The organism is Alcaligenes sp. YSL9, assembly GCF_030515105.1.
Classification (GTDB): Bacteria; Pseudomonadota; Gammaproteobacteria; order Burkholderiales; family Burkholderiaceae_B; genus Alcaligenes; species Alcaligenes phenolicus.
In genome coordinates this window covers 639,310-660,005 of sequence record NZ_JALXJU010000002.1, presented here as the reverse complement: position 1 = coordinate 660,005, position 20,696 = coordinate 639,310, and the positions used below count along the sequence as shown (strand labels likewise).

General features: G+C 57.0%; 19 protein-coding genes. 7 read left to right on the top strand and 12 right to left on the bottom strand.

Annotated elements, in window-relative coordinates:
• The first annotated feature begins 9 nt into the window (after positions 1-9).
• Positions 10-678 carry a 2-polyprenyl-3-methyl-6-methoxy-1,4-benzoquinone monooxygenase gene (gene coq7, locus M2Q46_RS11165; RefSeq protein WP_009461117.1) on the top strand — a complete coding sequence of 223 codons (669 nt, stop codon included), beginning with the start codon at positions 10-12 and terminating at the stop codon, positions 676-678.
• A 605-nt stretch (positions 679-1,283) separates the two neighbouring features.
• Here coq7 and pyk read toward each other — a convergent pair.
• From pyk to gcl, 6 genes are all read right to left on the bottom strand, one after another.
• Entirely contained in the window at positions 1,284-2,705 is a 1,422-nt protein-coding gene (pyk, locus tag M2Q46_RS11160; RefSeq protein ID WP_009461116.1) for a pyruvate kinase, read from the bottom strand.
• A 29-nt stretch (positions 2,706-2,734) separates the two neighbouring features.
• Positions 2,735-3,133, bottom strand: coding sequence for a heme-binding protein (locus tag M2Q46_RS11155; RefSeq protein ID WP_009461115.1), 399 nt, complete (start codon positions 3,131-3,133; stop codon positions 2,735-2,737).
• 22 nt (positions 3,134-3,155) lie between these two features.
• Positions 3,156-4,433: a glycerate kinase gene (locus M2Q46_RS11150; RefSeq protein WP_060186272.1), complete on the bottom strand. Its 1,278-nt coding sequence runs from the start codon at positions 4,431-4,433 to the stop codon at positions 3,156-3,158.
• Between the two features lie 221 nt (positions 4,434-4,654).
• A complete protein-coding gene (locus M2Q46_RS11145) occupies positions 4,655-5,539 on the bottom strand; it encodes a 2-hydroxy-3-oxopropionate reductase (RefSeq protein ID WP_035271253.1) in 885 nt (294 codons plus the stop codon).
• A gap of 39 nt (positions 5,540-5,578) precedes the next feature.
• On the bottom strand, positions 5,579-6,367 hold the full coding sequence (gene hyi / locus M2Q46_RS11140; RefSeq protein WP_026485030.1) for a hydroxypyruvate isomerase: 789 nt from the start codon (positions 6,365-6,367) through the stop codon (positions 5,579-5,581).
• A gap of 28 nt (positions 6,368-6,395) precedes the next feature.
• Positions 6,396-8,171 carry a glyoxylate carboligase gene (gcl, locus tag M2Q46_RS11135; RefSeq protein WP_035271252.1) on the bottom strand — a complete coding sequence of 592 codons (1,776 nt, stop codon included), beginning with the start codon at positions 8,169-8,171 and terminating at the stop codon, positions 6,396-6,398.
• Between the two features lie 110 nt (positions 8,172-8,281).
• On the opposite strand from gcl, the gene M2Q46_RS11130 reads away from it, so the two are divergent.
• Positions 8,282-9,199, top strand: a complete 918-nt coding sequence (locus M2Q46_RS11130) for a LysR family transcriptional regulator (RefSeq protein ID WP_026485032.1) — start codon at positions 8,282-8,284, stop codon at positions 9,197-9,199.
• A gap of 65 nt (positions 9,200-9,264) precedes the next feature.
• Here the strand turns inward: M2Q46_RS11130 and M2Q46_RS11125 are convergent, their stop codons facing one another.
• The 6 genes from M2Q46_RS11125 to uraD all read right to left on the bottom strand — a co-directional run bounded on the left by M2Q46_RS11125 (position 9,265) and on the right by uraD (position 14,383).
• Positions 9,265-10,140, bottom strand: a complete 876-nt coding sequence (locus M2Q46_RS11125) for a hypothetical protein (protein WP_115634274.1) — start codon at positions 10,138-10,140, stop codon at positions 9,265-9,267.
• Between the two features lie 195 nt (positions 10,141-10,335).
• The gene (locus tag M2Q46_RS11120) at positions 10,336-11,820 is read right to left on the bottom strand and encodes a nucleobase:cation symporter-2 family protein (protein ID WP_302357237.1); all 1,485 of its coding nucleotides are present in this window, start codon (positions 11,818-11,820) and stop codon (positions 10,336-10,338) included.
• A 373-nt stretch (positions 11,821-12,193) separates the two neighbouring features.
• Positions 12,194-12,379, bottom strand: a complete 186-nt coding sequence (locus tag M2Q46_RS11115; RefSeq protein WP_009461108.1) for a 4-oxalocrotonate tautomerase — start codon at positions 12,377-12,379, stop codon at positions 12,194-12,196.
• A gap of 27 nt (positions 12,380-12,406) precedes the next feature.
• Positions 12,407-13,198, bottom strand: coding sequence for a class II aldolase/adducin family protein (locus M2Q46_RS11110; protein ID WP_022983252.1), 792 nt, complete (start codon positions 13,196-13,198; stop codon positions 12,407-12,409).
• Positions 13,195-13,707: an ureidoglycolate lyase gene (locus tag M2Q46_RS11105; protein WP_203145113.1), complete on the bottom strand. Its 513-nt coding sequence runs from the start codon at positions 13,705-13,707 to the stop codon at positions 13,195-13,197. The genes M2Q46_RS11110 and M2Q46_RS11105 overlap by 4 nt, the downstream gene beginning before the upstream one ends.
• 145 nt (positions 13,708-13,852) lie before the next feature.
• Positions 13,853-14,383, bottom strand: coding sequence for a 2-oxo-4-hydroxy-4-carboxy-5-ureidoimidazoline decarboxylase (gene uraD / locus M2Q46_RS11100; RefSeq protein WP_035271248.1), 531 nt, complete (start codon positions 14,381-14,383; stop codon positions 13,853-13,855).
• A gap of 289 nt (positions 14,384-14,672) precedes the next feature.
• On the opposite strand from uraD, the gene M2Q46_RS11095 reads away from it, so the two are divergent.
• The 5 genes from M2Q46_RS11095 (at position 14,673) to murJ (ending at position 20,680) form a co-directional block, all read left to right on the top strand.
• Positions 14,673-15,629: a LysR family transcriptional regulator gene (locus M2Q46_RS11095; protein WP_009461103.1), complete on the top strand. Its 957-nt coding sequence runs from the start codon at positions 14,673-14,675 to the stop codon at positions 15,627-15,629.
• A gap of 198 nt (positions 15,630-15,827) precedes the next feature.
• A complete protein-coding gene (locus M2Q46_RS11090) occupies positions 15,828-16,952 on the top strand; it encodes a glycosyltransferase (protein WP_009461102.1) in 1,125 nt (374 codons plus the stop codon).
• Positions 16,953-17,007: 55 nt separating this feature from the next.
• Positions 17,008-18,282 carry a Vi polysaccharide biosynthesis UDP-N-acetylglucosamine C-6 dehydrogenase TviB gene (gene tviB, locus M2Q46_RS11085; protein WP_026485039.1) on the top strand — a complete coding sequence of 425 codons (1,275 nt, stop codon included), beginning with the start codon at positions 17,008-17,010 and terminating at the stop codon, positions 18,280-18,282.
• A gap of 14 nt (positions 18,283-18,296) precedes the next feature.
• Positions 18,297-19,322: an SDR family oxidoreductase gene (locus M2Q46_RS11080; RefSeq protein ID WP_022983250.1), complete on the top strand. Its 1,026-nt coding sequence runs from the start codon at positions 18,297-18,299 to the stop codon at positions 19,320-19,322.
• Positions 19,319-20,680, top strand: coding sequence for a murein biosynthesis integral membrane protein MurJ (gene murJ / locus M2Q46_RS11075; protein WP_203145112.1), 1,362 nt, complete (start codon positions 19,319-19,321; stop codon positions 20,678-20,680). The genes M2Q46_RS11080 and murJ overlap by 4 nt, the downstream gene beginning before the upstream one ends.
• Positions 20,681-20,696 lie beyond the last annotated feature (16 nt).

The following is a 20,696-nucleotide window of genomic DNA, read 5'->3' as shown; positions in this document are numbered from 1 at the left end:
GGTGTCCTCATGAGCCATACCGTTTCCAACAGCGATACCCGTCTGTACCGACGCAACAGCTTTTTTGACCAGATTCTGAGCGAGACGAATCGGGCCCTGGAAGTATTGGGACGTTCGGCACGCGCGTCGCGCCCGAATCCCGCTGGCAAGGAAGTGTCCGAGATTACGGCTGACGAAGCCCGCCATGCTGCCGGCTTGATGCGTGTGAACCATGTAGGCGAGATTTGCGCCCAAGCCTTGTACCGTAGCCAGGCCATGTTGTGCAAAGATCCCCAGGCAACCGAAGTGCTGCTGCAAGCTGCGCAGGAAGAGGTGGATCACCTGTCCTGGTGCGATGACCGTTTGCGCGAGCTCGATAGCCGCCCCAGCGTGTTCAACCCCTTGTGGTATGCCGGTTCTTTCGCGTTAGGCTTGCTCGCCAGCCGGGCAGGGGTGCCTTATAACCTGGGCTTTATGGCCGAGACCGAGCGCCAGGTTGAAGAGCATCTGGAAAGCCATCTGGAGTCCTTGCCTGCTACAGACAATCGCTCGCGCCGGATCGTAGAAAAAATGCGCGATGACGAGATTGAGCATCGTCGTACCGCCGAGAATCACGGGGCTGTGGGTTTGCCTCCACCCGTTAAAACCTTGATGCGCATGATGTCCAAAGTCATGACGACGACGGCTTATCGCCTGTAAAACGGGTTCTGGGCCAAATCACTTATTGATGAGTGCCGAGCCTTCATGGATGCAAGTAGCAAAACGGGTCAGTAATTGCCCCGTTTTTCTTTGTAGGTTTGGAGCTTGTTTGGCGACCTAGGGTTAACGACTAGATACCTGGGCTGATATTTGCGTTAGGAAATTGATGCATTAATGCGACAAGATACGCATCTAAGGGTTTTCCACAGCATTTATCTTGCATTGCACCATTTTTGTGGGTAGACTTTAGTTATTGGATGTTGAAAAGAAAGCGGGAAAAACAAGCGTAATAACCCTTAGCTTTCTGGCTCGATACTTTATCTGGTAGCCCAACTTGCCACGATTGTCTCCTCCACCCTCCTCCTTTGGTGGATTTGCCCGAGATCTCTAGATCTCGGGTTTTTTTTTGCCCGCATCTTTTGTTTGTGAGTGTCCTGTCTTGAAGGGCCAGCATTTACGGGGCTTCTGGCCTTGTTGATGCCCGTGCGGCTCGCCGCCGCTGTTTTGGCTTCACATGAAAAAAATACTGCACAGTCTGAATAGGAAAAGCCTTGCCCATCATTGTGGATGGACAAGGCTTTTTTTATCGCCAAGGTTGAGCGAACTTACTTCTGTGGAACCGTGGCCACATGCAGCAGGTTGGTGCGACCGCTGGTGCCAAAAGGAACACCGGCAATCATCACGATGGTGTCGCCCGCCTGGGCGAACTCATGTTGCGCTGCCATATCGGTAGCGTGGTCGATCATCTCGCCCAGATCGCTGACGTCCTCGCAAGGCACGGCATGGACGCCCCAGGCCAAGGCCAGACGGCGTGCGGTTTCCACACGGGGTGTCAGTGCCAGGATAGGGGCGATGGGCCGTTCACGGCTGGCACGCAAGGCGCTAAAGCCAGTCGTGGTGTAGGCCACGTTCGTTGCCGGTTCCAGAATGCTGGCCACGCGACGCAGGGCGCAGCAGATCGCGTCTGCGGTGCTGGCTTCAGCGGTGCTGTGGTTGGCTTCCAGAATGGTGCGCCAGCTAGGATCGTTTTCGATTTCCTTGATGATGCTGTCCATGATGGACACCGCTTCCAGTGGAAACTGGCCGGAGGCCGATTCGGCGGACAGCATGACGGCATCGGCACCCGAATAGATGGCGGTAGCCACATCGGAAGCTTCAGCACGTGTAGGCACAGGCGAGGTAATCATGGATTCCAGCATCTGTGTAGCGACGACCACCGGACGGCCTGCCGCACGGGCAGTACGCACGATTTGACGCTGCAACACAGGCACGCGTTGGGGTGGGACTTCCACGCCCAGGTCGCCACGTGCCACCATCACGCCATCACACAGCTGGACAATTTCTTCCAGGTGTTCCAGCGCTTGCGGTTTTTCCAGCTTGGCCATGATCCAGGCTTTGTCGCCGATCAGCTCGCGGGCTTCACGGATGTCGCCAGGACGTTGCACAAAGGACAGCGCAACCCAATCCACGCCCAATTCCAGTCCAAACTTCAGATCGATCAGGTCTTTTTCGGTCAAGGGCGAGATGGGCAGTACCACGCCGGGTACGTTCACGCCCTTGCGGTCGGACAGCGGGCCGCCGACCATGACCGTGGTTTCTGCAAAATCCGGACCAAAGCTGTCCACACGCAGACGCAGCTTGCCGTCATCGAGCAGCAGGTCTGTCCCATCTTCCAGTGCAGCGAAGATTTCGGGGTGAGGCAGGTAGGCACGCTGGCTGGTCCCTTCGGCGGGGTCCAGGTCCAGGCGGAATTTCTGGCCGGTTTCCAATGTCACGCGGCCATCTTGCATTTTGCCAACGCGCAGCTTGGGCCCTTGCAGGTCCATCAGAATACCGATACTGCGACCGGTTTCCTTTTCAATCTGACGAATGGTGTGATAGCGCGCGGCATGGTCTTCATGTGTGCCGTGGCTGAAGTTCAGGCGGAACACATCAGCGCCGGCCTCGAACAGTTCACGAATGCGTTCTGGCGTAGAACTGGCAGGACCCAGGGTAGCCAGAATGCGGGAATGACGTTGACGTTTCATGGGTTGTTGTCCTTAGGGGGATCGATAGCTCAAAGAGCAGCGATACCGGCGCGGGCGATCTGAGCGTCTTCAGGTGCCTTTACGCCGGACACGCCGACTGCACCAATGACTTGACCGTCCACCACAATCGGCTCGCCGCCTTCCAGTGGCGTGATGGGCATGGACAGAGCGGCAAAGCGACCATTGTTGACCATGTCTTCAAAAACCTTGCTGGGCTTGCCACCGCCCAGCACGCATGTGTGTGCCTTGGCGGGAGCAACCTGCGCGCTCATCAAGGGAGCGCCGTCCATACGTTGCATCCAGAGCGCGTGACCGCCTGCATCGCAAATGGCGATGCTGACAGCCCAGTTGTTCTTCAGCGCTTCTTGCTCGGCAGCAGCAGCAATTTTTTTAACATCGGCCAGGGTCAGTACTTTCGTGTCTCTCATGTCCAGTCCTTTAAGAAAAGCGTTAATCGCTAGGGGGTAAAACCAGAATTGCACGGAAATCGTTGACGTTGGTCAGGGTAGGGCCCGTAACCAATGCGTCATCCAAGGCTTCAAAGAAGCCATGACCATCATTATTGTCCAGACTGGCCCTTGGGCGTATACCTTGTTGCCAGGCACGCTCCAAAGTGTCCGGACCGCAGAAGGCTCCGGCAATTTCTTCCTGGCCATCCACACCGTCGGTATCGCCTGCCAAACCGTAGATACCGGGTGCCCCGTTCAAGGCAATGGCGGTGGACAACAGAAACTCCACATTGCGACCGCCACGGCCCTGGCCGCGCAAGGTCACGGTGGTTTCTCCGCCCGAGAGCAGCACGCAGGGGGCCTGGGCAGGCTGGCCATGCTGGGAAACGCTCAGGGCAATACCAGCCATGACTTTGCCTACATCGCGCGCTTCGCCTTCAATGCTGTCGCCCAGCAAGACGGGACGCACGCCACGGGCTTCAGCGACACGAGCTGCAGCCAGCAGGGCCAATTGGGGTGTAGCAACCAGATGGGTGGTGACATGAGCCAGGCGTGGATCGTCGGGTTTGATGGTTTCGCCATCGCCGCTCTCCAGCAGGGCACGGGCTGCGGCAGGAATCTCGATGCCGTAGCGGGTGATGATTTCCAGCGCTTGCTCGCACGTGGTGGGATCTGCCACCGTGGGGCCAGAAGCGATGTCCATGGGCTTGTCGCCGGGAACATCGGAAATCAGCAGGTTCAGGACGCGGGCGGGGGCACAAGCCGCTGCCAGACGGCCACCTTTGATGGCAGACAAGTGGCGGCGTACCGTGTTCATCTCACCAATTGAAGCGCCCGATTTGAGCAGCGCTTTGTTGATGGCTTGCTTGTCCGCCAGGGTGATGCCTTCTCCGGCAAGAGGCAGCAGAGACGAGCCGCCACCGGAAATCAGGCAAATAACCAGATCGTCTTCGTTCAGATCGCTGACCGTGCGCAAAATTTCGCGGGCCGCGTCTTCACCGGCCTGGTCCGGCACGGGGTGAGAGGCCTCCAGAATCTTGATGTGATCACAAGGCACGCCGTAGCCATAGCGGGTGACGACAACACCGCTGATGGGGCCTTTGTCCCAGTGACGCTCCAGTGCCTGGGCCATCGCTGCCGATGCTTTGCCAGCACCGATCACAATGGTGCGGCCTTTGGGAGCATCGGGCAGATAAGGCGGGATGCAATGTTCAGGCTGAGCCGCGTTGACGGCAGCTTGAAACATTTTGCTGAGTAAGTCTTGTGGCTCGATCTTCATGGGTCAATCCTAATGCAGAGTGACGGCAACAAACCATCTTACTGCGCTACAACACGCCTTCACCTCCCCGCTTTGACTTGCAGCCTTCTAGAAAGGGTGTGCTGTCTGGGGGGCTTGGCGGTAAAAAAAAGCGGGCCGCAGCCCGCTTGCTGGATGTCCCGGTCGTACTGGCTTGATATCTGGAAAAAACCAGTCCGGACGGGAGCATCCTTGAACCGATCTTATTGACCAATCTCGTAGTTGGCCATGATTTCCAGAGCGCGGACCATGGCGGAGTGGTCTTGTGCGGCGCCACCGTGGGCGGCGCAGGTATTGAACAGCTCCTGAGCCGTTGCGGTGTTGGGCAGTGCTACACCCAGCTGGCGCGCCGTGGTCAGGGCCAGGTTCAAGTCTTTCTGGTGCAGTTCGATGCGGAAGCCTGGATCAAACGTGCGCTTGACCATGCGCTCACCGTGAACTTCCAGAATACGGGAGTTGGCGAAACCGCCCATCAGCGCTTCACGAACCTTGCCCGCATCGGCACCGGCCTTGGAGGCCAGCAGCAGGGCTTCGCCCACGGCTTCAATGGTCAAGGCCACGATGATCTGGTTGGCCACTTTGGTGATCTGGCCGTCGCCGTAGCCGCCGACCAGGGTGATGTTCTTGCCCATCAATTCAAACAGGGGCTTGACCTTGTCGAAGGCTTCCTGCTTGCCGCCGACCATGATGGTCAGCGAGCCAGCCTTGGCACCGACTTCGCCACCGGACACAGGAGCGTCCAGGTATTCGCAGCCCAGCTTGACGATGCGCTCGGCAAAGTCTTTCGTGGCCACGGGGGAGATGGAGCTCATGTCCACCACGATCTTGCCAGCGCTCAGACCGGCGGCAATGCCGTCTTCGCCAAACAGCGCATCTTCCACGTGCGGGGTGTCGGGCACCATCGTGATGATGATGTCAGCCTGACGGGTTACTTCGGTGCCGTTGGCGCAAACGGTGGCGCCAGCTTCTTTCACGCTTTTGGGGAAGTCGCCACGGGTGTAGGCAAACAGCTCATGACCACCTTTGATCAGGTTGACGGCCATGGGTGCGCCCATGATGCCCAAACCAATAAAACCGATTTTAGCCATTGTGTAATCTCCTAATAATTATCTGCAGGTATTCGACGATCAGGCAGTGACTTCAGTCAGTTCAGTCATCCAGCCCAGGCCATCCTTGGTCACGCCGGCGGGCTTGTACTCGCCGCCGATCCAGCCCTGGTAGCCAATGCTGTCGATGTACTTGAACAGCCAGGCGTAGTTGATCTCGCCTGTGCCCGGTTCGTTGCGGCCTGGGTTATCCGCGATCTGGATGTGTGCAATCTTGTCCAGGTGCTTTTTCATGGTGGCAGCCAGCTCGCCTTCCATGCGCTGGGCGTGGTAGACGTCGTACTGGATGAACAGATTGTCCGAACCCACGTCCTGCAACAGCGCCGCGGCCTGTTCGGTACGGTTCAGGTAGAAACCTGGAATGTCGAAGGTATTGATGGGTTCAACCAGCAGGCGCAGGCCGGCGTCTTTCAACTTGGCGGCAGCAAACTGCAGATTGCTGACCAAGGTCTTGTGAGCCAGTTCGCGGTCTGCACCTTCGGCCAGCTTGCCAGCCAGGCAGTTGACTTGCTTGCAGCCCAGCGCGGTGGCGTATTCAATGGCACGGCCTACGCCGTCCTGGAATTCACCCACGCGCTCGGGCAGGATTGCAATGCCGCGCTCGCCGCCGTCCCAGTCGCCCGCAGGCAGGTTGTGCAACACTTGGGTCAAACCGTGTTGTTGCAGTTTGTCAGCCAGCTGCTGTTTGTCGTAGGCGTAGGGGAACAGGTACTCCACTCCCTTGAAACCAGCTTCGGCCGCTGCCTGGAAGCGATCCAGGAAGTCGTGCTCGTTAAACAGCATGGTCAGGTTGGCGGCAAATTTTGGCATAGTGCTACTCCGTTTTTTAAATCAGCAATCAGTCCATCAGCGAGATGGCGGTGGGGGCGTCAATACCCGCTTCGGCCAGGGACTCGAATTCCGTCACATTGTGCAGTTCGGTACCCATGGCAATGTTGGTGACGCGCTCCAGGATCAGTTCGATCACAACCGGCACGCTGAACTCTTTCATCCATGCGCGAGCCTGTTCAATGGCAGGCTGGATGTCTTCGGGTTTGTGTACGCGGATGGCCTTGCAACCCAGACCTTCCACCACGGTGATGTGATCCACACCATAACCTTCGGTTTCTGGGGCGTTGATGTTGTCAAAGGCCAGCTGTACACAATAGTCCATCTCAAAGCCGCGCTGTGCCTGACGGATCAGACCCAGGTAGGCGTTGTTGACCAGAATGTGGAGGTAAGGCAGCTTGAATTGTGCGCCTACGGCCAGCTCTTCAATCATGAACTGGAAGTCGTAGTCGCCCGAAATGGCTACCACTTCGCGACCGGGGTCAGCCGCAACCACACCCAGTGCAGCAGGAATCGTCCAGCCCAATGGGCCTGCCTGACCGCAGTTGATCCAGTGACGTGGCTTGTACACGTGCAGGAACTGGGCGGCAGCAATCTGCGACAGGCCAATGGTGCTGACGTAGGTGGTCGAAGGGCCAAAGGCGCGGTTCATTTCTTCGTAAACGCGCTGAGGCTTCAGGGGCACGTTGTCGAAATTGGTCTTGCGCTGCAAGGTGGCCTTGCGTTTCTGGCAGTCGGCTACCCAGGCGGCGCGGTCGCGCAGCTTGCCGGCAGCCTTGTACTCCTTGGCCACTTCAATGAACAGCTTCAGTGCAGCGCCAGCGTCCGAGGCAATACCCAGATCAGGGCCAAATACACGGCCGATCTGTGTAGGCTCAATGTCCACGTGCACGAACTTGCGGCCTTCGGTGTAGACGTCTACGGAACCGGTGTGGCGGTTGGCCCAGCGGTTACCGATACCGAATACAAAGTCCGATGCCAGCAAGGTCTGGTTGCCGTAGCGGTGCGAGGTTTGCAGGCCAACCATGCCAGCCATCAATGGGTGATCGTCGGCCACAGTACCCCAGCCCATCAGAGTCGGGATAACGGGTACGTTGACCAGCTCGGCAAATTCCTGCAGCAGCTCGGATGCGTTGGCGTTGATGACGCCGCCACCGGATACGATCAGCGGACGCTCGGAAGCGTTCAGCAGTTCGATGGCTTTTTCAGCCTGGGCACGGGTGGCAGCAGGCTTGTAGGCTTCCAGCGGGGAGTAGGTATCCAGATCAAATTCGATCTCGGCCATTTGCACGTCGATAGGCATATCGATCAGCACAGGACCAGGACGGCCAGAGCGCATGATGTGGAAAGCCTGCTGGAACACGCGCGGGATCAGATCGGGTTCGCGCACGGTGACGGCCCACTTGGTCACGGGCTTGGCAATGGATTCAATGTCCACGGCCTGGAAGTCTTCCTTGTACAGGCGGGCACGAGGGGCCTGGCCGGTAATGCACAGAATTGGGATCGAGTCAGCCGATGCGGAGTACAGGCCGGTGATCATGTCTGTGCCAGCGGGGCCGGAAGTACCGATACATACGCCGATATTGCCGGGATTGGCACGGGTAAAACCTTCGGCCATGTGGGAAGCTCCTTCCACGTGGCGGGCGAGAATGTGATCAAAGCCACCTTCCTTGCGCAGTGCGGAGTAGAAGGGGTTGATTGCGGCGCCAGGCACGCCAAATACGGTGCTCACGCCTTCTTTACGTAAAATCGCGGCGGCGGCGTCCACTGCTCTCATTCGAGCCATTGATATCTCCTAGATCATCGTTTGACGAAATTCACAACTCGATAATAAGGAGTGATAGCCCTGCCTAGAAATGGTGGTACGATTGTTTCTATCGATACTTGGAGTATTGAATGAGCCGTTATACCGAAATTCGAAGTTTTGCGCTGGTCGCTGAAAAAGGCAGTTTTGCGGCTGCGTCCGTGATCGAAGGCGTTACCCCGGTGGTGATGGGTAGGCGCCTGGATGCCTTGGAGCAGAGACTGGGAGTGCGTTTGATGCACCGGTCCACGCGCGGGCTGACGTTGACTGATCTGGGCGAGCAGTTTCTGGAGCAGTGCAAACAAATTCTGAAGGACTTTGAAGAGGCCGAAGCCAGCATCAGCGCCCAGCGTAAAGTGGTGCGCGGGCACCTGGTGGTATCGGCTCCGGCTGCCTTTGGGCGTCGTCATGTGGCACCGCATGCCTTGTCCTTCAAGAAGCGTTACCCCGAGCTGAAGCTGTCTTTCAACTTCACCGACAGCGTGGTGGATCTGGTGCGCGAAGGTTATGACATGGCCTTGCGTATTGGCGAGGTCACAGACCCCAACTATGTGGCGGTACGTCTGTATCCGAACCGGCGTGTGGTGTGTGGTACGCCCGAGTATTTCGAGCGTCACGGGGTGCCGCGCGTACCGGAAGATCTGGCTCGTCATAACTGCCTGGCGTTCAATTTGCAGGGTGGGCAGCAACGCGGTTGGACCTTCTTGCGGGATGGTCGTCCTTTGGCGGTACGGGTTGATGGTGATCTGGACTGCAATGACGGTGAATTGCTCTTTAATTGGGTCAAGCAAGGTTGGGGGATTGGCTGGCGCTCCACCTGGGAAATTCAGCCAGAACTCAAGCGAGGCGAGCTGGTGACGGTGCTGAATGAGTTCGAGATTCCCAGCTACGACATCCAGGCGGTGTATCAGCAACAGCGTTATCTGCCAGCCAAAGTGCGACGTTTTATCGACTATTTGCGAGCCATCTACAACACCCCGGGTTATTGGGACGGCGAGGTGCAGTTCTAACTGCTTTGGTCTTCTGAATAAAAAAAACCGCTTCGAAAAGCGGTTTTTTTTATGCTGCATGGCGCTTAGAAGTGCCATTCCACTTGTACGGTGGGGGCGCTGGTTTTGATGCCAGGCTTCAGGTTGCCGTTCGCCATATAGCGATTACCGAACTTGTTGTACCAGTACTCGTAGCCAATACCCACCCACAGGGTGTTCTTCTTGTCGAAGGCCACTTTACCCACGTCAGCCATCAGGGAGGTACGAACCAGCACTTCAGACTTGGTGCTGATGCCTGCGTAGTCGTCACCTTTGGGGCCGGCGTAGTTGGCAAAGCCCTGGAACTTCAGCGGGACCGAACCCACATCGAAGGGCAGGTTCCAGTTCAGGCTGGCCAGAAACTGGGTGTGGAAGGAGCTGCGGCTGTCGGGGCAGGCGGGGGCACCCAGACCGCAGTGGTTCCATTCCTTACCCACCATCAGGCTCAGGTCCACAAAACCTCGGGGGACATCGAATTTGAAGGTCGGGCCCAGCACCAGCAGGCGTTTGCGAGGTGCAAAGGCAGTGTTCTTGGTGTTCAGGTCAAAGCCTGCAGTAATGGCCACATCTTTCACGGGACCAAAGCTCAGATCCTTGTCGAATACCTTGCCCATGGAGAGCTGGTGACGGTAGGTGGCGTAGAACTCGGTGGCGCCATTGCTGCCATTGCCGCTGGACGGGTCGTAGCGATCCGACTGCAGAATATCCAGGTTAAAGAAGTTCTGGCCCAGGCTGTAGCCGTTAACGTGTGTCAGGCTCAGGATGTGCTTCTGGATAGTCCGATCGTTCATCGGCTCGGTGTATTGCGTGCTGAAGCGGTAGCCTAAAAAGGTGTCGCTCCAGTCGGCTGCCAAGGCGGGGCTGGACAGCAGTGGGGCGGCCAGCAGGGCGCATGCCCAGCGAGCAGGATGTAGCTTTTTCATGGTGTCTCCTCTTTGTTTGAGCGCAAGCAGGTCCTTGGGATCTGATGTCCCTTACGGCCTGCGGCCTTAGTTTTCTTTGAGTGGGTGTTACTGACCTTGCTTAGATTAATTATGGACAGTCGATACTTTTATGAAGGTACTGCGGAAATTTGAACAGCCGCCCATTTCAGGCAGGGCGGCTGATCAAAAAGGGGCTTAGCCGTTTTGCGAGGCCAGGTGATTGCCGCTGTCTTCAGTCACTTTTTGAGCGGCGGCCTGTTTGCGGGCCTGGGTAGCAGCGGTGGATTCAACGGTGTGACCTTGGTCGGCGTATTTTTCCATGCCGTTGAAAAACAGGTTCAACAAGATGGCAGATACGGCAGCCAGCAAGATGCCGCTATGCAGCAAGGGAGCCAGAGCAGGGGGCATCTTGTCCAGCAGGTGCTCGGCAACCAGGGGAATCATGCCAAAGCCCAGGCTGATGGCCACGATATAGGGGTTGTAAGGGTTGCGGTTCAGGTTGGCCGACATCAGGATCTTGATGCCGGTAGCGGCCACCATGCCGAACATCACAATGCCAGCACCGCCCAGAACGTAGTTGGGGATGGAGGCCACAATGAAAGCCATTTTGGGGAACAGGCCCAGCATGATCAGGAAGGCACCCCCCATGACACATACCCAGCGGCTGCGCACGCCGGTCACGCTGACCAGGCCCACGTTTTGCGAGAACGAGCTGTGCGGGAAGGTGTTCATGATGCCGCCCACCAGGGTACCCAGACCGTCGGTACGCAGACCGCGCACCAGCGCTTCTCGGTCGGTAGGACGGCCGCAGATGGAACCCAATGCCAGGAACATGCCCAGAGACTCAACCATGATCACCACCATGATCAGGGACAGGACTGCCGCTGCGCCCAGCAGGGCCCAGCTGAAAGTAGGCACGCCAAAGTGGAATGGAGTCACCACCGCAAACCAGCTGGTCTGATCCAGACCTTCAAAGGTGATGCGACCCATGGCCAAAGAGACAAAGAAACCGACCAGCAGGCCAATCAGCACTGCCACGTTTGCCAGGAAACCGCGTGCAAACTTGGTGATCAGCAGGATCACAGTCAGCACCATCAGGGCAATGCCCAGGTTTTCCAGCGAGCCGTATTCGGGGTTGGGGATGGACAGGCCGGTGGCCGGATCTGTAATAGTGGGAGCGCCGCCACCAATCCAGTTCAGACCTACACGCATCAGTGTCACACCAATAACGGTGATGATGATGCCGGTCACGACCGGGGGGAACAGGCCCATCAGACGGCTAAATACCGGAGCAATCAGAATACTGAAGATACCGGCCAGAATGGTGGCGCCGAAAATACCGGGCAGGCCCAGTTGCGGATCCAGGCCAATGGCGATCATGGGGCTGACCGCTGCAAAGGACACGCCCATCATGACGGGCAGTTTGATACCAAACATACCCAGGCCACGAGCCTGGATGATGGTGATCAGGCCACAGCACAGCAGGTCGGCATTAATCAGGAATGCGATCTGTTCCTTGGACAGGCCCAAGGCCGCACCAATGATCAGGGGGACAGCAACTGCGCCCGCGTACATCACCATGACGTGTTGCAAACCAAGGGTTGCCAGGCGCCCCGTTGGTAGGCGTTCGTCTACACCGTCACAAGCAGCAGGTGTGGACACTTCTGGGTTGGCGGACATCCGGGTCTCCTTATTAATACGTTATGCGCAGCCGATGCCTGGGCCGCGTAAGCATAAAGTTATCGGATGGGCCGTATCACTGGAAGGCAGTACGGCTTGATAAGTAGAATACGTAAAAGCGTATGGCAGGCTGATGCTGACAGGGGGGAAAGGATATAAGCCCTGTAGATGGGGCCTGTGTTCAGGCCACGCCCTAGCAGATTCCTGCTTTTTTCATGCATTTTTCAGTGCTAGGGGTATTGCCCACCTAGTCCGTCCTGAAAATCTATGTTAGCAGCCTCCAAACTACTGTTTGATTTACGTTTGAAGAGCCGTTAAGGTGCTGAAAGATATAAAAAAAGCGGCCCTGTGGCCGCTTTTTCATGGGTCTGATTTATTTGTCCGACCACAGGACGCCGGCCGTGGCCCAGTCCTCGCGTTTGACGTCGGTAAAGACCACATCGACGGCCTCCGGGGTACAGCCAAGCACGCGACAGGCTTCTTTAGTCAGGGCCTGGGCGAGCTCACGCTTGATTTCCACGGGACGGCCGTCGAATAGTTGTACGTTAATAGAAGGCATAAAAGCTCCGTAGGGGTGGAAAGGGTCTTAGCGGCAAAAATCCGGCTCGCTCTGATAGAGCTTGCGCAGCAAGGCTGGCCATTCTAACAAGCCCTCTGGCTCATCCCCGGGTAAAAGCTGGCGATGTGTCAAATCCAGCACATCCGTTGGGGGCAGGTGCAGTTGCGGGCTGGCAGCCATGGCCGAGAGCTGAATGCGACAGGCGCGCTCCAAGGCATCCATCAGGACATAAGCTTCGGCAACAGTACGGCCACAGGTCAGGGCACCGTGATTGCGCAAGAGCAGGGCGGGATAGGAGCCTAATTGCTTGAGCAGGGCCTCTTGCTCCTGGGGTGGGAAGGCCAGACCGGCATAGTCGTGATAGCCAATATCCTGCCAGAACCGCATGGCGTGTTGCGATAGAGGCAGCAGTCCACAGGACAGAGCCGAGACGGCAATCGAGGCATCTGTATGTAAGTGGATGACACAGTGTGCATCCGCTCGGGCGCGGTGAACGGCGCCGTGAATGGCAAAACCGCTGGGGTTGGCACGACGGCCTGTGCCGTCCACAACCTGGCCCTGGGTATCAATCAAGAGCAGATTGGAAGCGCAGATTTCATCAAAGCGCAAACCGAAGGGATTGATCAGGAAAGTGTCGTCGTGGCCGGGCAGGCGCAGGGAAATATGGGTGTAGATGATATCGTCCCAGCCCTGGCGGGCCGCCAGCCGGTAGGCGGCGGCCAGATTGACACGGGCGCGCCAGTGCTCAGGATCAATATCGGCCGGACGATGGGCGTAAATGGCCGCTATGTCCGGCGTGATGGGACAGGACTGGCTCACGCTGCTGTGGTTTCCAGTTCAGCAATGATGGCTTTTTCTTCCAGCTGAATCACATCGCAGTTGTCGCCGGGACCTTTGCGATCAATCACGATGAAGTCGGCCACTTGATTCAGTGCCATCAAGGGGTGGTGCCAAACGCCAGTTGCGTAGTTCACGCCCTGGTCGCCACGGGCCAGGAACAGGCGTAGATCGCCTGCCTTGGGAGTCGGGCCAGCAGGGGCCACAATCACCAGATACGGTTGGCCGGACTGCGGAATGAAGGCCTGGCTACCTTTGGGGTGGCGTTCCATCATTTCCACGGTAAAGGGCAGGGTGCGTGGCTGGCCACGGAAAATGGACACAATCGCGTGGCCGTCTGCACCCGGCTCGATCTTGGCCAGGTCGTGGTAGCGCTCGGTATTGCCTTCATTGATGGTGAAGTGCTGAACCGTGTCGGAGGCCTCGATGACATCACCAAAGGGGGCGAAGGCTTCGGCTGTCAGGGTTTCCAACTTCAATGTGATTGTCATGGTAGAGGTCCTTGGTAGGGCAGACCCGCGTGGGGCTGAAAGCAGCCGCGCCACGAAGGGTCAGAGGAAACAAAGGGCAGCGTGCCCGCAGGCTGGCGCTACCCCGTGAACTGGATGGGTCAACAAGACCCGGCAGGCAGCAAAATCAGCCCAGCAGCGCATCCAGACGGAAACGGGCAATCTTGCCGATTTCAGTCAGACAAGCTTGAAACTCGGTTTCAGCACTGTTGTTCAGACGAGCTTCTACTGTATCCATGATTTGGTAACGGCTCAAACCCTTGACGGCAATCACGAAGGGAAAACCGAAGCGCTCACGGTATTGGGCATTCAGGCCACGCAGACGGGCCAGCTCTTCGGCCGAACACTGATCCAGGCCGGCGCCACGTTGTTCGCCTGTCGATGCGGTGGTCAGGGTCCCTTGCTCGGCTTCTTTACCAGCCAGCTCGGGGTGAGCACAGATCAGGTTCTTCTGTTCTTCGTGCGATGCTTCTTGGACCACTTGCACCATGCAGGCGTGCAACTGATCCACGCTTTCAAAGGGACGCTGGTTCCAGCTACGCTCAGGGACCCAGGGGGAATGTTCAAAAATACCTTCGAGCTTGTCCACAAATTGGCTCTGATCCAGGCTGGAGAGTTCGGTGAGCGCCTGTGTGGTGGTAAGGGTTTGAGTAGTCATGTGTCAGTCCGATTATCTAAGCGTAAATAGTGCGAGCCGAGGCGGCTCCAGGACCAGGCCTGGAGGCCGTTTTATCAAGGGTAATGGGTGGGCGTTTACACGGTATGTTTGATTTATTCAAACCCTTATAAACCACCGCCTGTGGGCTATGATTTTCTTATATGGGACCAGTTTAAGTTTTCTGTTTATAAATAAAATAGAATTAGGCGTATAAATGATATATGCCATCTCGTATTGTGCATGTATGTCATTATCATGCTGGAAAAAAGCGTAAGAAGGAGAGAATAAGATGGCCGCCCGACGTGGGGATAACCCGCTTGATACCTATCTCTTGAGGGTATTTTGCTTACTCGTTACCGAGCGCAGCGTCTCGCGTACCGCGTTCAAAATGAACCAGTCGCAGCCTGCTATCAGTGCGGCCTTACGACGCTTGCGTGACATTATTGGCGATCCTTTGCTGGTGCGCGAAAAAGGGGGCATGGTGCCTACCGAGCGCGCCATTGGCCTGCTGGCCCACGCTAAAGGAGCCCTGGCCGAGATCGACTGTATGGTTAATGCGCCCGACAGTTTCGACCCTCAGGTAAGTCGCAGTGAGTTTCATATCGGAGCGCCAGATTATCTGGCGCCTGTCTTTATTGGCGGAGTGGTCGAGCGCATGCGTCGCGAGGCACCGGGGGCACGCTTGAATCTGCATTCTCTGGATGCCAGCTTTGATTTTGAGCGTTCTTTGGCGGAAGGCGACCTGGATATGGTCATTGGGAACTGGCCCGAACCGCCCGATCGCATGCATCTGTCCGTGCTGCTGGAAGATCAGATTGTCTGCCTGGTAGCGGCAACGCACCCCTTGGCTCGCAAGGGGCTGACCATGGATGATTACGTGCGGGCGCGCCATGTGGTGCCCATGCCGTATTCCATCAACCAGCGCGGTGTCATCGATACAACCTTGGCGACCTTACGTATTCAGCGTGATGAAAGCGTGGCGGTGCAGTCCTTTTCGGCAGCACCGTATTTGCTACAGAATACAGACCTGATTTTTACGACTTCGCGTCATTTCGCCGAGTTTTATTGTCGACTATTGCCCCTGGCGATTCTGGAGGCCCCGCTGGAGTTTCCGCCCATGCGCTTTTATCAGCTCTGGCATGAACGTAACCGGCATTCGCCCAGCCATCGCTGGTTACGGCGACTCCTGACCGAGTGCGGTAATCAGCTGGCCTCGACAGAACCGTTGCCGCAACCCGATTCCTGAGCCCCAATCCCGCAAAATACTTGCTTTCGGGCTCGCGCTCGGGCAAATTAGCGAGCTACTCCTGCCTACACGAAAGTGATACGGGACTTGACGGAAATTGTTGCATTTAATGCGACTGGTCACGGACACAAGCCGGAAGGCAGGTTGATAATGTGTAGTTCCTAACCTAGCAGGTGTTTTGCGGTGTCTTTACCTCAGATGGGGGAGTCTCTTACCTGGTTGTATATCTGTGTCGTGGCTTTTATGGTCGGCGGGCTGATCGTGGCCTCCGAACGTTGGCATGGCCGTCTGACCGGGGACAGCGACCTTAGTAAACCCCAAGCGTCCCATTCTCGTCCTACCCCGCGTGTGGGTGGTCTGGCCGTGGTGGCAGGCAGTTTGGCTGGCTTGCTGGTCCTTGGGCCCAGCAATATGACACTGACCTGGCTGTGGCCGGTCTTGTTTCTGGCTGCCATGCCGGTATTTGTGGCGGGCCTGGTCGAGGACATCACCAAGGACGTAGGTTCCCTGAAACGCTTGCTGGCCGCTTTCCTGTCGGCCGCGATTGCCTGGTGGTTGCTGGGCGGTGTGTCGCGTGTTGGGGTGAGCTGGGCTGATTGGGTTCTGGGTTTCTGGCCCATTTCGCTGCTCTTTACCATGATTGCGGTAGGCGGCTGTACCCATGCCCTGAATATTATTGACGGTATGAATGGCCTGGCCGGCATGATCGCCACCTTGATGGCGCTGTCCTTGGCTCTGGTGGCCTTGCAGGTGCAGGACATTCCGATTTTCCTGATTGCCGCCTCGCTGGCGTCGGCCACCCTGGGCTTTCTGGTATGGAACTTTCCTTTTGGACGGGTTTTTCTGGGGGATGGCGGCGCGTATTTCCTGGGCTTCATGCTGGCTGAACTGGCTGTGCAACTGGTGGTGCGCAACCCCAGTGTGTCGCCGTTTTACGCCTTGGCCGTGCTGTTTTACCCTGTTTTTGAAACCATGTTTTCGATCTGGCGTCGCCGTTTCAAACGCGGTGTGCCTGTGGACCAGCCGGACGCGCTGCACCTGCATCAACTGGTGTTCCGTCGTCTGGTGCGTTCCACGTTCAGTCGTGACAGTGGCGGAGCCTTGCCCGCGTTTTGTAATGCCATGACCTCGCCGTACCTGTGGGTACTGGCCCTGATCGGTTTGGTGCCGGCCACGATCTGGTGGGACAATACCTGGGCTTTGTGTGCCAGCATGCTGGCCTTCTCACTGGTTTATATCTGGCTCTATTCCCGTCTGGTTTCGTGGCGTCGCCCTTCCTGGCTGCTGCTACCCTCGGTACGGCGGCGGATAGATCGGGACTGATACTGTCAGGCGTTCAAGATTATTCCTTGCGCATAGCGCTAACTGGAGAATGAAGTTGCAACTTGAGAATGTGAAACTGGCCGTCATCGGCTTGGGATATGTCGGTTTGCCTTTGGCTGTAGAGTTTGGCAAAAAGCGTTCCGTTATTGGTTTTGACATTAACGCGCGTCGTGTCGCCGAACTCAAGGAAGGGGTAGACCGCACGTTGGAGGTCGAGAGCGAAGAACTGGCCCAGGCCAGTGGCTTGAGCTACTCCTGCGAGGCCGATGAACTGGCCCAGGCCAATGTGTTCATTGTGACTGTGCCCACGCCTATCGATGAATTCAAGCAGCCTGATCTGACTCCTCTGGTCCGCGCTTCCGAGACCATCGGTAAAGTGCTCAAGCGTGGTGACATCGTGGTTTACGAGTCCACGGTTTACCCCGGTGCGACCGAAGAAGTGTGTGTGCCTGTGCTGGAGCAAGTGTCGGGCCTGCGCTTTAACGAAGATTTCTACGCGGGGTACAGTCCGGAGCGTATCAATCCAGGCGACAAGGAACACCGCGTCTCCACAATCAAGAAAGTCACTTCCGGCTCGACCCCTGAAGTCGCTGAATTGGTCGACGCCTTGTACCGCGAGATCATTGTGGTGGGTACCTTCAAGGCTAGCTCCATTCGTGTGGCAGAAGCGGCCAAGGTGATCGAGAACACCCAGCGCGACGTGAATATCGCCCTGATCAACGAATTGGCTCTGATCTTCAACCGTCTGGGCATCGATACCCTGGACGTGCTGGAAGCGGCGGGCACCAAGTGGAACTTCCTGCCTTTCCGTCCTGGTCTGGTGGGTGGTCACTGCATTGGCGTGGACCCGTACTACCTGACCCACAAGGCGCAAGCCATTGGCTACCACCCCGAGATCATTCTGGCTGGCCGCCGTCTGAACGACTCCATGGGCGGCTATGTGGCCTCCCAACTGGTTAAAGCCATGACCAAGCGCCGCATTCAGGTGCAAGGTTCGCGCGTCTTGTTGCTGGGTCTGGCCTTTAAAGAAAACTGCCCGGACCTGCGTAACACCCGTATTGTCGATATCGTGCATGAACTCAAGCAATACGATGTTCACGTAGATGTATACGATCCATGGGTTGACCCTAAAGAAGCGCAACATGAATACGGTATTACTCCGGTCGAGACTCCTAAAGCGGGTGAGTACGACGGGGTGATCGTGGCTGTGGCCCACAAGCAGTTCAAGGAACTGGGTGTGGAAGGTGTGCGCCAATGGGGCAAGCCCGAGCATGTGCTCTACGACTTGAAGTATGTGTTTGATCGCGAACAATCCGATCTGCGTCTTTAATTTTGGAAAGCATTATGAGCGCTGCATTTGAACAGGCGAGCCAGCAACTGCGTAATCAGCCTAAAACCTGGCTGGTTACGGGTTGTGCCGGCTTTATCGGTTCCAACCTGCTGGAAGCCCTGCTGAAAATGGATCAGCAGGTGGTAGGTCTGGATAACTTTGCAACCGGCCATCAATACAATCTGGACGAAGTGCGTGATCAGGTTGGTGCCGAGCGCTGGGCTCGTTTTCGCTTTATTGAAGGCGATATCCGCAATCTGGATACCTGTCGCGAAGCTGTTAAAGGCGTGGACTATGTGCTGCACCAGGCCGCTTTGGGGTCGGTGCCTCGTTCCTTGAACGATCCGCTGACTTCCAATGAGGTCAACGTGAACGGCGCCTTGAACGTGATGGTGGCTGCGCGTGACGAACAGGTTAAAGCCTTTGTTTATGCGGCTTCCAGTTCCACCTATGGCGACCATCCCGGTTTGCCCAAGGTGGAGGATACGATTGGTCGTCCACTGTCCCCCTACGCCGTCACCAAGTTCGTGAACGAGCTGTATGCGGACGTGTTTGCCCGTGCCTATGGCTTTTCCAGCGTGGGCCTGCGTTACTTCAATGTATTTGGCAAACGTCAGGACCCTAACGGTGCTTACGCTGCGGTGATCCCCAAATGGGTATCGGCCATGATCCAGAACCAGGATGTGCAAATCAATGGGGATGGCCAGACCAGCCGCGATTTCTGCTTTATCGACAACGTTATTCAGATGAATATCTTGGCCGCCGTGCAGCAAAAACCTGCTGTGGCCGAAGTCTATAACGTGGCCGTCAATGCTCGCACCAGTTTGAACGAGCTGTTCGAGCACTTGAAGCAGACCTTGAGTGCAAATGGTGTGAACTACACCAAACAGCCCATCTATGCGGACTTCCGCGCGGGCGATGTGCTGCACTCTCAAGCCGATATCACTAAGGCTCGCACCCAATTGGGTTACGAGCCGACTCACACGATTTTGCAGGGCCTGAACACAGCCATGCCCTGGTACGTGGCGTTTCTGAGTTGATTTGGGCCAGCCTGAAAGCACGTCTGTCTAGTTTGCATGACGACCACCGTCGCATCGCCCTGGGGGCGATGCGGGTGGCGTTTTTTCTGTTGCTGGGCAAGGCAGCGGGCGCTTTCAAAGAAATGGCGGTGGCTTATCGCTACGGTGTGAGCGATGTAGTCGATGCCTATCAGTTCACGATGGTCATGGCCAATTGGCTGCCAGTGACAATCGTTGGCTCCATGTCCGTTGTGCTGATTCCCGTTCTGGTGCGCTTGCATCGTCTGGAACCGGCTGCGCGCAGCCGTTTTCTGGGTGAACTCAAGGCCTGGTGCATTGTGCTGGGCTGCGTGCTGGGTGCATTGATCTGGATTAGCTGGCCCTGGGTGCTGCAATGGACGGGACAGGGTTTAAGTCCTGCAGTCCATGAAATGAGCCAGGAACTGCTGTTTGCCTTTGCGCCAGCGGCGGCTCTGACCCTGATGATTGGCCTGAGTGCCGCCCGTTTGCGGGCGCATGAGCGTCACATCAACACCTTGCTGGAAAGTGTTCCTGCCTTTGTCATCCTGATCTGGGTGCTGGCCGCAGGCGCCAATGCTGGCATTGGCCCCTTGTTGTGGGGCACCTTGCTGGGCATGACTATCCAGGCCGTGTGGCTGATGATTCTGGCTTCTCGGGCTGATCAGATCTGGGCTCGTCCCACGATCAGCTTGCGTGCCGAACAGTGGCCGGATTTGCTCAAGGCCGCCACCATCATGCTGGTGGGGCAGGTTGCCATGAGCTTTGTCGGCCCTATCGACCAATATACGGCGGCCAATCTGGGCGCGAATGCCAACGCGACCTTGGGTTATGCCACGCGCTTGCTGGCCCTGGTTCTAGGTGTGGGGGCGGCCTCTGTAGGTCGTGCTGCCTTGCCTGTGCTGGCTGATATTCAAAGCCGGGGCGATAACGCCCGTGCTCGTTCCATGGCCTTGAAATGGTCGGTCATGATGTTGGCGGCTGGTGGAGTAGCGGCGGCCATCGGCGTCCTGCTGGCTCCTTGGGGCGTGGCACTGCTGTTTGAACGTGGCGCGTTTACCGCGCAGGATACGGCTACCGTCGCCCAGGTTTTTAGCTGGGGACTGGTGCAACTGCCCTTTTATTTTGGGGTGCTGATTCTGGTACAGCTATTGGCCAGTCAGAACCGTTATAAATCCATGGCAATTATTGCCGTGATCAATTTTTTGGTGAAAGCGGCCCTGAACCCGATTCTGGCGGCGCGCATGGGCCCGTCGGGCATCATGCTGGCGACCAGCCTGATGTATGCGGCTTCTTTCACTTGTTATTTCATCTTGGCCTTGAGGCCAGCCAGTGCCTTCGCATCTGGTTCGCAGGAATAGGAAAACGTGCACAGTC

Coding starts and splice junctions, on each gene's coding strand:
- coq7 (WP_009461117.1), top strand. CDS start 10: ATGAGCCATACCGTTTCCAACAGCGATACCCGTCTGTACCGACGCAAC.
- pyk (WP_009461116.1), bottom strand. CDS start 2,705: ATGAAACGTCAACGTCATTCCCGCATTCTGGCTACCCTGGGTCCTGCC.
- M2Q46_RS11155 (WP_009461115.1), bottom strand. CDS start 3,133: ATGAGAGACACGAAAGTACTGACCCTGGCCGATGTTAAAAAAATTGCT.
- M2Q46_RS11150 (WP_060186272.1), bottom strand. CDS start 4,433: ATGAAGATCGAGCCACAAGACTTACTCAGCAAAATGTTTCAAGCTGCC.
- M2Q46_RS11145 (WP_035271253.1), bottom strand. CDS start 5,539: ATGGCTAAAATCGGTTTTATTGGTTTGGGCATCATGGGCGCACCCATG.
- hyi (WP_026485030.1), bottom strand. CDS start 6,367: ATGCCAAAATTTGCCGCCAACCTGACCATGCTGTTTAACGAGCACGAC.
- gcl (WP_035271252.1), bottom strand. CDS start 8,171: ATGGCTCGAATGAGAGCAGTGGACGCCGCCGCCGCGATTTTACGTAAA.
- M2Q46_RS11130 (WP_026485032.1), top strand. CDS start 8,282: ATGAGCCGTTATACCGAAATTCGAAGTTTTGCGCTGGTCGCTGAAAAA.
- M2Q46_RS11125 (WP_115634274.1), bottom strand. CDS start 10,140: ATGAAAAAGCTACATCCTGCTCGCTGGGCATGCGCCCTGCTGGCCGCC.
- M2Q46_RS11120 (WP_302357237.1), bottom strand. CDS start 11,820: ATGTCCGCCAACCCAGAAGTGTCCACACCTGCTGCTTGTGACGGTGTA.
- M2Q46_RS11115 (WP_009461108.1), bottom strand. CDS start 12,379: ATGCCTTCTATTAACGTACAACTATTCGACGGCCGTCCCGTGGAAATC.
- M2Q46_RS11105 (WP_203145113.1), bottom strand. CDS start 13,707: ATGACAATCACATTGAAGTTGGAAACCCTGACAGCCGAAGCCTTCGCC.
- uraD (WP_035271248.1), bottom strand. CDS start 14,383: ATGACTACTCAAACCCTTACCACCACACAGGCGCTCACCGAACTCTCC.
- M2Q46_RS11095 (WP_009461103.1), top strand. CDS start 14,673: ATGGCCGCCCGACGTGGGGATAACCCGCTTGATACCTATCTCTTGAGG.
- M2Q46_RS11090 (WP_009461102.1), top strand. CDS start 15,828: ATGGGGGAGTCTCTTACCTGGTTGTATATCTGTGTCGTGGCTTTTATG.
- M2Q46_RS11080 (WP_022983250.1), top strand. CDS start 18,297: ATGAGCGCTGCATTTGAACAGGCGAGCCAGCAACTGCGTAATCAGCCT.